Genomic DNA, 12,974 nt, shown 5'->3' on the forward strand with positions numbered 1-12,974 from the left:
AGAAGCGTGGCACCAGGACAGCGACGCCAGGACAGTGGCATCGGAACAGCGGCATTGGAACAACGACATCGGACGGCGCCACCGCGCACGGAGCCGATCCGAACCGGCCTCGCCGATCCGCACCGCCCGCCCGGAAGGCCATCCGGCCCGAGGCCCGGCCGACGGGCCCGGTCAGCCGACCGCGGCGTACGCGCCGTACTCCTCGTCGCCCAGCGGCAGAATGCCGGCGCCCCGCTCGTATTCCGTGCGGGCGGTCTCCAGGAGCCTGCGCCAGGAGGTCACCGTCGGGCGGCGCCTGAGCAGCGCGCGTCGCTCACGCTCCGTCATACCGCCCCACACACCGAACTCCACGCGGTTGTCCAGCGCGTCCGCGAGGCACTCGGTGCGCACCGGGCACCCGGTGCATACCGCCTTGGCCCGGTTCTGCGCTGCGCCCTGAACGAATAGTTCATCCGGATCGGTAGTGCGGCAGGCTGCCTGCGCACTCCAGTCGGTTACCCAGCCCATGCTGGCGCCGTCCTCTCCCGAATCGAGGCTCCCCCACGGCGGCAGCGGCATATTCACCGTTGCCAGTTGAGGACGTTACGGAAGGCGGACAGGGGGCAACACCCCCTTCGGGCCCAATCTTGGATGGCCCGAACGGACTATGCGTATGCGGCAGATCACCCAACGGAGTGACGTGGCGACATCACCGACCAACCCCTGCATATCGGGGCAGTTCACTCTCACCACGGCGGGCATGGGGTGACACAGACGGCAATACGGACACGTCTCATCACTCACAAGAGTGAGGTCGAAGGTGGTGCCGAATGGCACCGCAGTGACTGGCGTGAAACAGCGTAGGCGAACACACGGGCGTCTGTCCGCCGAATGAGAACGTAGGCTTCCCCCCATGGCTAAGAAGCGCTCGGGCGAGGGTCACAGCAAGACCCGGCAGGCCGCGAAATTCCTCGGTGTCAGCGTGCTCTCCGGAGCGGTTCTGGCGGGGCTGGCCCTGCCTGCGGTCGGTGCCTTCGGGCTCGTGGCGAAGGAGTCCGTCGAAGGGTTCGACGAGATCCCCGCCAGCCTCAAGACCCCACCGCTCAGTCAGCGCACCATCATCCTCGACGCCCAGGGCGGCGAGATCGCCAAGGTGTACTCCCGTGACCGCACGGTCGTGCCCCTGAACGAGATCTCCCCCTATATGCAGCAGGCGATCGTCGCCATCGAGGACGCGCGGTTCTACGAGCACGGGGCGGTCGACCTCAAGGGCGTACTCCGCGCCGTCAACAAGAACGCCCAGTCCGGCGGCGTCTCCGAGGGCGCGTCCACCCTCACCCAGCAGTACGTGAAGAACATCTTCGTGGAGGAGGCGGGCGACGACCCCGACAAGGTCGCCGTCGCCACCCAGCAGACCCTCGGCCGGAAGGTCAAGGAGCTGAAGTACGCCATCCAGGTCGAGAAGGAGCTGGGCAAGAAGAGAATCCTCAACAACTACCTGAACATCACCTTCTTCGGACAGCAGTCCTACGGGGTGGAGGCCGCCGCGCAGCGCTACTTCAGCAAGCGCGCCAAGGACCTCACGCTGGAGGAGTCCGCGCTGCTGGCCGGCATCGTCCAGTCGCCGAGCCGCTTCGACCCCGTGAACGCTCCCAAGGAAGCCACCAAGCGCCGCAACACCGTGCTCCAGCGCATGGCCGACCTGAAGAACATCACGCCGGCCGAGGCCGCCGCCGCCCAGGCCAAGCCGCTGAAGCTCAAGATCACCCGACCGAAGAGCGGCTGCATCACGGCCGTCGACGGCGCGGGCTTCTTCTGCGACTACGTCCGTGAGACCTTCCTCCAGGACCCCGTCTTCGGCAAGACCAAGGAGGCGCGTGCCAAGCGGTGGAACGAAGGCGGCATGACGATCCGCACGACCCTGGACCCGCAGACCCAGAAGTCGGTGCAGAAGTCGATCAGCGATCACGTCTACCAGAACGATTCGGTGGCCACCGCGGTATCGATCGTCGAGCCCGGCTCCGGCAAGGTGCTCGGTATGGGGCAGTCCCGCCCGTACGGCTTCGGTGAGAACCAGACGCAGATCAACTTCTCCGCCGACCACGCCCAGGGCGGGTCGAACTACGGATTCCAGACCGGTTCGACCTTCAAGCCGATCCTCGCGGCGGCCGCCCTGGAGGAGGGTTTCTCGCCGAACAAGACTTACTCCTCCCCCTTCCGGATGGCCTATCCGGACGAGGTCGAGACGTGCAACGGCACCTGGCGCAACGGCGGCGGGGAGATGGTCAACAACGAGAACCGGAGCGAGGTCGGCCCGTACGGGATGCGGGAGGCCACGGCGAAGTCGGTCAACACCTACTTCATCCAGATGATCGGCGACACCGGCACCTGCCCGGTGACCAAGATGGCGTCGAAGCTGGGCCTCAAGCCCGCCTCCGGCAAGAAGATGGACCAGGTGCCGTCGATCGCCCTCGGCACGCAGGGCATGTCCCCGCTGCGGATGGCCTCCGCCTACGCCGCGTTCGCCAACGGCGGCAAGTACTGCACCCCGGTCCTGATCACCTCGGCGACCGGCCCCAACGGCAAGAGCATCAACGTGCCGAAGACGCAGTGCTCGCGCGCCATGTCCGAGCAGACCGCCGACACCGTCAACACCCTGCTCAAGGGCGTGGTCGAGGACGGTACGGGCAAGGAGGCCGGCCTCGGCGGCCGGGACAGCGCGGGCAAGACGGGCACGACGGACGGCCGTAAGGCCGCCTGGTTCGTCGGCTACACCCCGAACATGGCCGGCGCGGTCTGGGTCGGCGGCCCCGGTAAGGACGTCGAGATGGAGAACATCAGCATCGGCGGCGTCTACCACGACAAGGTCTACGGCGGTGACACCCCGGGTCCGATCTGGCGTGACGCCATGGCGGGCGCGCTGGAGGGCAAGCCGGCGCCGTCCTTCGACACCGTGCCGGTGGCGGACGCGGACCGCGGGCAGGGTTCGGAGAAGGCGGGCCCGGGCCGTGGCCGGGGCAAGCCGGGCGCCGGTGGCAACAAGCAGGGCGGCGGCAAGCGGAACCAGCCGCCCGGGCCGGGGATCGTCGGCGGGAACTGACCGCCGGGCCCACGGCGCGTAAGGACGCCGGGGCCCACGGCGCGTAAGAAATAAGGAGGGGCGCCCGGACCGAACGGTCCGGGCGCCCCTCCTCTTATCTGTTCGTCTGCGGAAGGCCCGGGTCCCGGCTCCCAGGTCCCAGGTCCCGGCTCCCGGCTCCCGGCTCCCGGGTCAGCCGGCGAGGAGCTTCTTCACCTCGGCGGAGATCCGGCCGCCCTCGGCACGCCCGGCCACCTTCGGCTTCAGGATCTTCATGACGGCGCCCATGGCGCGCGGGCCCTCGGCACCGCCGGCCTTGGCCTCGGCGACGGCCTCCGCGACGACGGCGGCCAGCTCCTCGTCCGACATCTGCTGCGGCAGGTAGGTGGCGAGGATCTCGCCCTCGGCGCGCTCGCGCTCCGCGGACTCGGCGCGACCGCCCTTGTCGAACGCCTCGGCGGCCTCACGGCGCTTCTTCGCCTCGCGCGTGATCACCTTCAGCACCTCTTCGTCGGACAGCTCACGAGAGGTCTTGCCGGCGGTCTCCTCGTAGGCGATGGCGGAGAGCGTGAGGCGGAGCGTGGAGGAGCGCAGCTCGTCACGCGCCTTGATGGCGGTCGTGAGGTCGTCGTGAAGCGTGGACTTGAGCGTGGTCATGCCGCAATCTTCGCACTGCGGGACGCGGTATGCGCCGCATTAACGGCCGGTGCGCCGGGACAGGCGCGCCGTCGCGCGGACAACTCCCCTGCCGTCGGGGCCCGTCCGGGCCCCGCGGGCCGCCCGGGGAAGCGGACCGGGGTCACCGGCGCCCCGGCGGTCTGCGACCATGGGCACCATGCGCGCGCGATACGGAGTACCCCTGGGAATCACGGCGGCCGGCGCGGCAGGCATCGCCTACGCCGCCGGCTTCGAGGTCCGTTCCTTCCGCCTCCGGCGGATCACCGTCCCCGTGCTGCCGCGGGGGATGCGGCCGCTGCGGGTGCTCCAGGTCTCGGACATCCACATGGTCGGCGGCCAGCGGAAGAAGCAGCGCTGGCTCCAGTCGCTGGCCGGTCTGCGCCCCGACTTCGTCATCAACACCGGCGACAACCTCTCCGACCCCGAGGGCGTGCCGGAGACCCTGGACGCGCTCGGTCCGCTGATGGAGTTCCCCGGCGCGTACGTCTTCGGCTCGAACGACTACTACGGCCCGAAGCTGCGCAACCCGGCCCGCTACCTCTTCGAGAAGGCCAGCGGCCGGCACGGGCTGAACGGCAACGCACCGGCGGTCGGCGTGATCCACAACCCCTGGGAGGAGCTGCGCGACGGCTTCGACGCGGCGGGCTGGGTCAACCTCACGAACACCCGGGGCAACCTCAAGGTCGAGGGCTACGACATCGCCCTCACCGGGCTCGACGACCCCCACATCAAGCGCGACCGGTACGCGGAGGTGACCGGCGGCCCCCAGGAGGACGCGGACTTCTCCCTGGCCGTCGTGCACGCCCCGTACCTCCGGGTGCTCGACGCCTTCACCGCCGACCGCTACCCCTTGATCCTCGCGGGCCACACGCACGGCGGTCAGCTCTGCATCCCCTTCTACGGGGCGCTGGTCACCAACTGCGACATCGACACCAAGCGGGTCAAGGGCCTCTCCACCCACCAGGCCGGCGGCCACCGCTCCTACCTCCACGTCTCGGCCGGCTGCGGCACCAACCGCTACACCCCGGTCCGCTTCGCCTGCCCGCCGGAGTCGACGCTCCTGACTCTCGTTCCGAGGGACTGAGGCGGGGGGCCGAAAGGGTTCCGGAACGGGGAAGGGCGCGCTGACCTGGGGAGCCTCGCCGAGTGCGTCCCCGGGGAAGCGCCCGGCGAGGCCCGGCCGGAATGCCCCGTCCCGGCCCGGCCCGGAAGATCCTGATCCGAAAGATCCCGATCCGGAAGGTTTCCGAAGCCACCCGTACGGTGTAGGGATGCTCGAACCGACCTCCTCCACCGCAAATCGGCACAGCACGCCCGACACGGCGGCCGTTCCCACGGCCGCCGCCCCGGCTGTCCCGGCCGGCCGCCGCCCCTTCGCGGCCGCTTTCCGCGCCCTCGTGGCCCTGGCCGCGCTCACCGGCATCGTCCTGGACTCGATCGACTCCGACGACCTCGGCAGGCTCTTCAGCTACTTCACGATCCAGTCCAACATCCTGGTGGCGGTCTCCTTCGCCTGGGCGGCCCACCGCGCCTGGACAGCGCGCCCGCCGCTGTCCCCGCGGATCACGGGCGCGGCGCTGCTCTTCATCTCCATCACGGGCCTGGTCTTCCATTTCGTGCTCTCGAACGACTCCAGCGGCTTCTCCATGACCAGCGAGCGCACGCCCCTGGAATCGATCGCGAACCAGCTCCTCCACACGGTGACCCCGCTCGCGGCCGCCTTCGACTGGCTGGTGCTCACCGCGCCCGGCGGCTTCCTCCTGCGCCACGCCTGGCAGTGGCTGGCCTACCCCCTCCTCTACCTCCCGTTCGCCCTGATCCGCGGCGCGCTCCTCACCCCCGGGACGGAAGGCCGCTACCCGTACCCCTTCCTGGACGTCGATCTCCAGGGCTACGGCGGCATCGCCGTGAACGCCGTCGTCTTCGGCCTGGCCTTCTACGCACTGGCCCTCGCCCTGGTCTTCCTCGACCGCGTACGCCCCCACCTGCGCGGCCCCCGGAATCGGATTTCGCCTCTGGGCTCCGGTCCGCTAAAGTAGAGCTCGTTGCGCCGGGGACTGCGAGAGCAGGGCCTGAAGCAACAATCGGGGTGTAGCGCAGCTTGGCAGCGCGCTTCGTTCGGGACGAAGAGGTCGTGGGTTCAAATCCCGCCACCCCGACAGCTGAAACACCAGGTCAGGCCCGGTTTCCTCTGAGAAGAAACCGGGCCTGACCTGCTTTTCCGCATGCCTGTGGAATGAGCGCGGAGTGGATCAAGGAAGGCGGAGCCGGAGCTCCGCCCTCTCCTGCCGCTACCGCAGGCTCCCGGCACCCATCGAGGGCGGCTACCGGTGACCTGGGGCACATTCCTGAGCATGGGCTCCGGCAACATGCCCCACAGCGCCATCGCGCTGATCAAACGGATGCCTCTTGGCCGTCCATGAGCTGCTGGATCGCGGACAGGATCCCCTCCACAGCGTTGGGCTCGGCCGCCAGGGCGGCCAGGGAGACCGAGGGCCAGCCGTTGTAGCCCTTCTCCCGTTGCGCCTCCAGTTTCTGTTCCAAGCCGGGAACGGGCGGTAGGGAATCCGCGAAGGCGGCCGCGCCCTTGAGGCTGAGGTGATGGTTGATCGATCCGAAGCTGAAGGAGAGTTCATCCTTCGCGGGGTTGGCGTACAGGGACAGCGTCCAGATCGGCACCTGTCGGCCGGCGACGCGATAGTAGACGGACATACTCGGATACTTGGCCGTACCGCCTTCCAGCCGCCCCCTGGCGGTTGCGTGATCCAGGAGCGCCCTCGCCGCCCTCAGCACAGCCGGGTCAAGTCGCTTCTGCATTTCCTCCTCCATGTCGGCACGTGTGGTCCTCTGCGTGGTGCGACGGCCGGAGGGAGATTTCGCCACCGTGGCGATCTCCCCGTGGATGCGGGGAACGAGGACGCGGAGGTCTCCGGCTCCTCGGTACTGGGTCAGCTCGACCGCGTATACGTCGGTCTGCCGCATCTGCCGGTTCAGGAATTCGACGATCGCCCGCAGCTCCAGCGGGATTCTGTCCGCGACGAACAGCAGCCGCATTTGTCCGACGGCCAGCCGTTCCTCGACCATCGACCAGAAGTCTTCCGGGGAGCGGTCGCCGAGCAGTTCCCCGTACGCCTCTTCCAGGGGCCGGCCGTCCGCGACGCAGGTTTCCTCGAAAGAGCGCTGGAGCAACGCCCCAGGCCAGTAACGCGCCCCGTTCGCGGCGTAGTCGAGCATCTGCCCCACCACCTCGCGTCGGATGCGCGTATCGTTCGCCCGCTTGACCTCCACGAGCGTCGGCACCCCGTCGGCGTCGACGAAGAGGTGGTCCAGCCAGTAAGTCGGGCCGTTCTCCGCGCTCGTCGGAACGCCCATCTCGCGCGCCACCAGTACCAGTCGCAACGGCTGGCCGTCGGACAGCGAGCCGAAATCCAATACCCGCGGATGACGCGCGAGAAGCTCCTGGAACTCTGCCTCGGTCTCGAATCCGGCCGGCTCCAGAGCCTGCAGCTCGCTCCCCAGAACGAATACCGGCTGATCGGTCACTTACTCCCCCGCCCCGTGAACGGTCTCGCGACCGTGGTCATGATTGCTTCCATATCGATTGATAGCGGAAGCCCCCTGACAACAGCGAATCCGCCCAGTCCTCGCCGTTTGGGCGGTGGGTGGTCTGGTCAGCGGCGTCGGGGGCGGTATCCAAGTCTCCTACGGAGTCAGGCCCATGGCCGCCCGGCGCTCGGGGCCGGTGGCGCTCGCCGCCCTCGCGGCTCGCGGTGGAGTTATCCACAGGCTGGGGCGCTCCTCGACACGTTGTCGGTCCGGCGGCGCAGAATGGGGTCATGACTGAGAGCAACGGGTCCAAGCTGAGTGACGGGGCCGCGGAGGTCGGCGCGGGCGCGCCGCGCGCGGCGAGTGAGGCCATGCCGGACTGGGAGAAGCGCTTCCGGGCGCCGCGGGTGGGGCTGCCGAAGTGGGCGGAGGACGCCCCGGACCGCTCGCTGTTCGTCTCGAACGTGACGGGCACCTTCGAGCTCTACGCCTGGGACCGCGCGACGGGCGAGCAGCGCCAGGTGACGGACCGGCCGAACGGCACGACGGGCGGGCTGCTGTCGCCGGACGGCGAATGGATCTGGTGGTTCTCCGACAAGGACGGCGACGAGTTCGGCGTGTGGATGCGCCAGCCCTTCCACGGCGGACCGGACGAGCAGGCGACGCCCGGTCTCGCCCCCTCCTACCCCGGCGGCCTGGACCTGGGCCGGGACGGCACCGCGGTCGTCGGCCGGTCCACGGACGAGGGCGGCTCGACCGTCCACGTCGCGCGCCCGGGTGCCGCCCCCGTGGAGATCTACCGCCACGAGGAGTCAGCCGGCGTCGGCGGCCTCTCCCACGACGGCACCCTGATCGCCATCGAGCACACCGAGCACGGCGACGCCATGCACTCGGCGATCCGCATCGTCCGCGCGGACGGCACCACGGTCGCCGAGCTCGACGACACCCGGGGCGGCACCGAGGAGCTCGGCCTCGCCGCCATGGGCTTCGCCCCCGTCGACGGCGACTCCCGGCTGCTCGTCGGGCACCAGCGGCGCGGCCGCTGGGAGCCCATGCTGTGGGACGCGGCGACGGGCGAGGAGACGGCCCTCGACATCGACCTGCCCGGCGACCTGGACGCCGACTGGTACCCGGACGCGTCCGCACTGCTGGTCGAGCACAGCTTCCAGGCCCGCAGCGAGCTCTGGCGGTACGACCTGGCCGACGGCACCCTCTCCCGCGTGGAGACCCCGGAGGGCACCGTCTCCGGCGCGCTGGCGCGCCCGGACGGGTCGGTCGAGTTCCTGTGGTCCTCAGCCGCCAAGGCACCCGTCGTGCGGTCCACGACCGGCCAGGTCGTGCTGGACCCGCCGCCGGCGCCCGGCGGCGTGGGCCGGGCCCCCGACTCGGTGCCGGTGAGCGACGCCTGGGTGGACGGGCCGGGCGGCAAGGTCCACGCCCTGGTGCAGAAGCCGGCGGGCGAGGGCCCCTTCCCGACCGTCTTCGACATCCACGGCGGCCCGACCTGGCACGACAGCGACGCCTTCGCCGCCGGCCCGGCCGCCTGGGTGGACCACGGCTTCGCGGTCGTGCGCGTCAACTACCGGGGCTCGACCGGCTACGGCAGGGCGTGGACCGACGCCCTCAAGCACCGCGTCGGCCTGATCGAGCTGGAGGACATCGCAGCGGTCCGCGACTGGGCCGTCGCCTCCGGCCTCGCGGACCCGGAGCGGCTGGTCCTGGCCGGCGGCTCGTGGGGCGGATATCTGACGCTGCTGGGGCTGGGCACCCAGCCGGACGCCTGGGCGCTGGGCCTGGCGGCCGTGCCCGTGGCCGACTACGTGACGGCCTACCACGACGAGATGGAGGCCCTGAAGGCACTGGACCGCACGCTGCTGGGCGGCACCCCGGAGGAGGTGCCGGAGCGCTTCGCCGCGTCGTCACCTCTGACGTACGTCGACGAGGTCCGCGCCCCGGTCTACATCTCGGCGGGGATGAACGACCCGCGCTGTCCCATCCGGCAGGTGGAGAACTACGTCGAGCGGCTGGAGCAGCGCGACCACCCCATGGAGGTCTACCGCTACGACGCGGGGCACGGCTCCCTGGTGGTGGAGGAGCGGGTCAAGCAGCTCCGGCTGGAGATCGCCTTCGCGGAGCGGCACCTGGGGGTCGGACAGCGGTCGGAGTAGACCGGTCGGCCGGTCGGCCGGGGGTGGGGCTTGGGAGGGGTGAGGACATGAAGCCGGGAGCCGGGAGCCGGCAGCCTGCCGGCGCCCCGTCGGGCCGACGGCTCTGCCCTGGTCCAAGTTTCCCGCCCGGTCCCTGCCCCGGTCCCGGTTCCAGCCCTGTCCAGGTCCCCGGCCTCGGCTGGTCCCGCCCAAGAGCTGCGTTCGGCCCAGGGTCCGGGTGCGGGTGCTCTGGGGCCTGGACACGGTCCACTCGTGCCCCTGCCCCTGCCCCTGCCCCTGCCCCTGCCCCCGGCAAGCCTCTACGGCCGCGTGGTGCTCTCCGCGGCCTTGGGCTCTTCGGTCGCCGGCGTCTCGGGGGCTTCCCCGTCCTCGGTGCCCTTCGGGGCCTTGGCGTCCTCCGGCTGGTCCGGGGTGATGCCGAGGGCCAGGTCCTTGGCCGCCTCGACCTCCCGGCGGAAGAGCCGGAACCACATGAAGAGGACGAAGCCCGCGAAGACGAACCACTCGCCGGTGTAGCCGAGGTTCTGGAACGCCTTGAGGTCCAGGCCGCTGTTGGGGGCGGCCGTCGGCGGCACCGGGGTCAGGGCGCCCTCCGCCTTGGGCGTGGTCAGCCACGCGTCGTACACCTCGTACGGCAGGATGTTGACCAGAGAGGCCGCGCTGATGATGCCGAGCTGCCCCTCGGGCAGCCCGCCTGCCGACCGTACGCCCTTGGAGCGGGGGCTCTCCGATGCCTGGAGGGAGCCGGTGACGGAGACCTGTCCCGTCGGCGGGGCGGGGACGGCGGCGGTGTCGGCCTTGGAGTCGGCGTCGCCCGGCAGCCAGCCGCGGACGACCGGGATGGCCTTGCCGTCGTCCGTGCGCAGCGGCGTCAGGACGTAGAAGCCCTGGCGGTCGTCCAGGCTGCGGTTCGGGACGAGCAGCTGGTGTCCGGCGTCGTAGCGGCCGGTGGCGGTGGCCCGGCGGCCGAAGGTCTCGGTGCTCACCGGCAGCAGCTCACGCAGCGGCTCGGCGGCGGCCGCCTTGGCCTCGTCGGCCTGCGTCTGCTGCTCGCGGTGCGAGTCGACGCGCGTTTCGAAACGGCTGAGCTGCCAACTGCCCATGTACAGGCAGACGGGGATGGACAGCACGGCGAAGACGTTGATCGCCCACCAGCGGGAAGTCAGCAGGAACCGATACACACCACCACGGTACGGGCCCCTCCGTGCGGTCTCCGCACCGGGCGGCTCCCTACCGCCCCGCCCACCCCTCAGGGCCGGGAGCGTGCGACCGCGCGGCCCGGAGCCGGAAGCCGCATCACTTGGAACGTGGAGAGCCCGCTCGCCTCGGGACGCGCGGTCCCGCCGCTGCCGCGTTCTACCGCGTGGGGACTGCTAGGGGGCCCGTGCGGTAAACCGTTCCGGCGCAGGCGTCGTCGATCTTGGCGTCCGCTATGGCGGGCTCGCCGACGTCCGGGGTGTGGCTGACCACGACGCTCCCGGGCGGCTTGGGCGGAGGGGTGTTCTCGGACACGCCGGGCGTCTGCTCGGCGGCGGCCCGGCCGGCCGGGGCCTCGCTCGGGCTGGGCGCGGGGGTGGCGGGGCCGGTGTTCTTCGCGCAGCTGTTCGTCCCGCCGTCGGCCGAGGGTATCCAGGCGAACTTCACCTCGTACGCCTGGCCGGGCTGGAGGATCACCTCGCTGGGCTCGACCGCGGGGCTGGGCAGCCCCGTCGCGGCGTCGCCCTGGGTGTGGTCCACGACGGAGACCCGGGAGGGCTCCGCGCTGCCGCGCGCGCTGGCGGCGACGGTGCCGGGCCCCGCGACCGTACAGACGGTGCGGGAGACGTTGACGACGCGGAAGGCGCCGTAGACGCGGCCGTCCCGGTCGGCGGCGCCGACCGTGCCGGCGCCTTGGCCGAGCTGGTCGCGGTCACAGGTCGGGGAGACCGGGGCGAAGGTGTTGGTGGGGTCGGGCAGGCTGCTGGACGGGGTGCCCGACGGCTTGGGTTCGTTGCCCTTCCGGCCCTCTTCCTTCCGCTCCTCGCCCGGGGAGTCCTGGCTGTCGGAGTCCTTCTCCTCCGGGCCCCCGGAGCCGGTGAGGCCGTCGCCCCGGCCCTCGCCGCCCTCGTCCTCGTTGCGCTGACTGCTGGCGGTGGTCGTGCGCTGCTCGTCGGCCGCGTCCTCGGTCGAGGCGACGTGCAGGAGCGCGGGCAGCGCCGTACCACCGAGGATCAGCGCGGCCGCGGCGCCGATGAGGGCCTGCCGACGGCGCGCGCGCCGCATCGGGACCGCGCGCCGCAGCTGCTCCAGGGCGTCGGGGGACGGCTCCAGCTCCTCGACGGCGCCCTGGAGCAGCCGCCGCAGCGCCTGCTCGTCGACACCGCCCGGGCCGGAGGCGTCCGAGGGGCCGGTGAATCCGGACGGGCCGGAGACGTCCGAGGGACCGGCGAGTCCGGACGGGCCGGAACGACCGATCAGATCGTAGAGAGCCGCGGATCCGGAGAAAGAGTCAGCGGAGGAGCTCGCGTCGGCCGAGGGGTCGGCCGAGAAACCGGTCAGGGAGTCGGTCGAGAAACCGGCCGAGGAGTCGGTCGAGGAACCTGCCGACGAGTCGGCGGACGCCTCGACGGAACCGGAAGGCCCCGCCGGGTCGCCCGTGCCGAACGGGTCCGGCAGCCCCGCGGGGCCCGGCACGCGGGGTCGGGAAGAGCCGGACGAGCCGTCCTCGGGACGGCGGCCGTCCGAGTGCTGCTGGTTCATGCCGGAGCCTCCATGGCGACACGCAGCGCCGCGATGCCGCGGGAGCCGTACGCCTTGACCGAGCCGAGCGAGAGGCCCAGGGTCTCGGCGACCTGGGCCTCGGTCATGTCGGCGAAGTAGCGGAGGACGAGGACCTCGCGCTGGCGGCGCTGCAGTCCGCGCATCGCAGTGATCAATTGGTCTCGCTCCAGCTGTTCGTACGCGCCCTCCTCGGCGCTCGCCATGTCGGGCATCGGCTTGGACAGCAGCTTCAGCCCGAGGATGCGACGGCGCAGCGCGGAGCGGGACAGATTGACGACAGTCTGCCTCAAATAGGCCAGGGTCTTTTCCGGGTCCCGGACGCGGTTGCGCGCGGAGTGCACCCGTATGAAGGCTTCCTGGACGACGTCCTCGCAGGAGGCGGTGTCGTCGAGGAGCAGCGCGGCGAGGCCGAGCAACGACCGGTAGTGGGCGCGGTAGGTCTCGGTGAGGTGGTCGACTGTGGTGCCCGCTGCCATCGCCTCGTCAGCGTCCCCACGCTGGGGCGGTAGCTGGGCGGTGGGGCGGGTGGTCGGCCAGGGAGCGATCACCGGCATGCCGCCCGACGCGCGGGGACGCGGGCGCACTGCGCTGCTGCCACGCCTCGGGACGGTTGCGATGCTGATGACCTCTGCCACGCCTGTTGGACACGCTTCCCCCCATCAGGGTTGTACGCGCGAGGCACCCCGTTTGACGATGCGCCGCGTGACGATGCGTCATATGCCCTCATGCGTACCAGCTCTTCCTCAATGCCCCGGTTTTGGCAC

The 12,974-nt window shown here is 70.9% G+C and carries 10 protein-coding genes and 1 tRNA gene; 5 read left to right on the forward strand and 6 right to left on the reverse strand.

Annotated elements, in window-relative coordinates; genetic code table 11:
• Positions 1–171: 171 nt before the first annotated feature.
• Positions 172–507, reverse strand: a complete 336-nt coding sequence (locus LUZ64_RS27420; RefSeq protein WP_184743573.1) for a WhiB family transcriptional regulator — start codon at positions 505–507, stop codon at positions 172–174.
• 385 nt (positions 508–892) lie between these two features.
• On the opposite strand from LUZ64_RS27420, the gene LUZ64_RS27425 reads away from it, so the two are divergent.
• Positions 893–3,079 carry a transglycosylase domain-containing protein gene (locus tag LUZ64_RS27425; protein ID WP_095583990.1) on the forward strand — a complete coding sequence of 729 codons (2,187 nt, stop codon included), beginning with the start codon at positions 893–895 and terminating at the stop codon, positions 3,077–3,079.
• A 171-nt stretch (positions 3,080–3,250) separates the two neighbouring features.
• On the opposite strand, the gene LUZ64_RS27430 is transcribed toward LUZ64_RS27425, so the two are convergent.
• Entirely contained in the window at positions 3,251–3,715 is a 465-nt protein-coding gene (locus tag LUZ64_RS27430) for a GatB/YqeY domain-containing protein (protein WP_095583989.1), read from the reverse strand.
• 178 nt (positions 3,716–3,893) lie between these two features.
• On the opposite strand from LUZ64_RS27430, the gene LUZ64_RS27435 reads away from it, so the two are divergent.
• From LUZ64_RS27435 to LUZ64_RS27445, 3 genes are all read left to right on the forward strand, one after another.
• On the forward strand, positions 3,894–4,820 hold the full coding sequence (locus LUZ64_RS27435) for a metallophosphoesterase (RefSeq protein WP_095584038.1): 927 nt from the start codon (positions 3,894–3,896) through the stop codon (positions 4,818–4,820).
• A gap of 187 nt (positions 4,821–5,007) precedes the next feature.
• Positions 5,008–5,775 carry a Pr6Pr family membrane protein gene (locus LUZ64_RS27440; protein ID WP_095583988.1) on the forward strand — a complete coding sequence of 256 codons (768 nt, stop codon included), beginning with the start codon at positions 5,008–5,010 and terminating at the stop codon, positions 5,773–5,775.
• 46 nt (positions 5,776–5,821) lie between these two features.
• Positions 5,822–5,895: transfer RNA gene (locus tag LUZ64_RS27445), tRNA-Pro, on the forward strand.
• A 235-nt stretch (positions 5,896–6,130) separates the two neighbouring features.
• Here the strand turns inward: LUZ64_RS27445 and LUZ64_RS27450 are convergent.
• Complete coding sequence (locus LUZ64_RS27450; protein WP_095583987.1) at positions 6,131–7,279, reverse strand: PDDEXK family nuclease; 1,149 nt, start codon at positions 7,277–7,279, stop codon at positions 6,131–6,133.
• 293 nt (positions 7,280–7,572) lie between these two features.
• Between LUZ64_RS27450 and LUZ64_RS27455 the strand changes: the two genes are divergently transcribed.
• Positions 7,573–9,450, forward strand: a complete 1,878-nt coding sequence (locus LUZ64_RS27455) for a S9 family peptidase (protein WP_095583986.1) — start codon at positions 7,573–7,575, stop codon at positions 9,448–9,450.
• A 299-nt stretch (positions 9,451–9,749) separates the two neighbouring features.
• On the opposite strand, the gene LUZ64_RS27460 is transcribed toward LUZ64_RS27455, so the two are convergent.
• The 3 genes from LUZ64_RS27460 to LUZ64_RS27470 form a co-directional block, all read right to left on the reverse strand.
• Complete coding sequence (locus LUZ64_RS27460) at positions 9,750–10,631, reverse strand: SURF1 family protein (protein WP_095579650.1); 882 nt, start codon at positions 10,629–10,631, stop codon at positions 9,750–9,752.
• Between the two features lie 175 nt (positions 10,632–10,806).
• Positions 10,807–12,189 carry a hypothetical protein gene (locus tag LUZ64_RS27465; RefSeq protein WP_095579649.1) on the reverse strand — a complete coding sequence of 461 codons (1,383 nt, stop codon included), beginning with the start codon at positions 12,187–12,189 and terminating at the stop codon, positions 10,807–10,809.
• Positions 12,186–12,845, reverse strand: coding sequence for a SigE family RNA polymerase sigma factor (locus LUZ64_RS27470; protein ID WP_372472033.1), 660 nt, complete (start codon positions 12,843–12,845; stop codon positions 12,186–12,188). Before LUZ64_RS27470 ends, LUZ64_RS27465 begins: the two co-directional genes overlap by 4 nt.
• Positions 12,846–12,974: the final 129 nt, after the last annotated feature.

Origin of the sequence: Streptomyces albireticuli (genome assembly GCF_021228125.1) — a bacterium.
In the GTDB taxonomy this organism is placed as follows: domain Bacteria; phylum Actinomycetota; class Actinomycetes; order Streptomycetales; family Streptomycetaceae; genus Streptomyces; species Streptomyces albireticuli.

Bases quoted from the DNA above. Each gene is read 5' to 3' on its own strand.
- LUZ64_RS27465 (WP_095579649.1), bottom strand. From the start codon at position 12,189: ATGAACCAGCAGCACTCGGACGGCCGCCGTCCCGAGGACGGCTCGTCC.
- LUZ64_RS27420 (WP_184743573.1), bottom strand. From the start codon at position 507: ATGGGCTGGGTAACCGACTGGAGTGCGCAGGCAGCCTGCCGCACTACC.
- LUZ64_RS27425 (WP_095583990.1), top strand. From the start codon at position 893: ATGGCTAAGAAGCGCTCGGGCGAGGGTCACAGCAAGACCCGGCAGGCC.
- LUZ64_RS27440 (WP_095583988.1), top strand. From the start codon at position 5,008: ATGCTCGAACCGACCTCCTCCACCGCAAATCGGCACAGCACGCCCGAC.
- LUZ64_RS27435 (WP_095584038.1), top strand. From the start codon at position 3,894: ATGCGCGCGCGATACGGAGTACCCCTGGGAATCACGGCGGCCGGCGCG.
- LUZ64_RS27455 (WP_095583986.1), top strand. From the start codon at position 7,573: ATGACTGAGAGCAACGGGTCCAAGCTGAGTGACGGGGCCGCGGAGGTC.
- LUZ64_RS27430 (WP_095583989.1), bottom strand. From the start codon at position 3,715: ATGACCACGCTCAAGTCCACGCTTCACGACGACCTCACGACCGCCATC.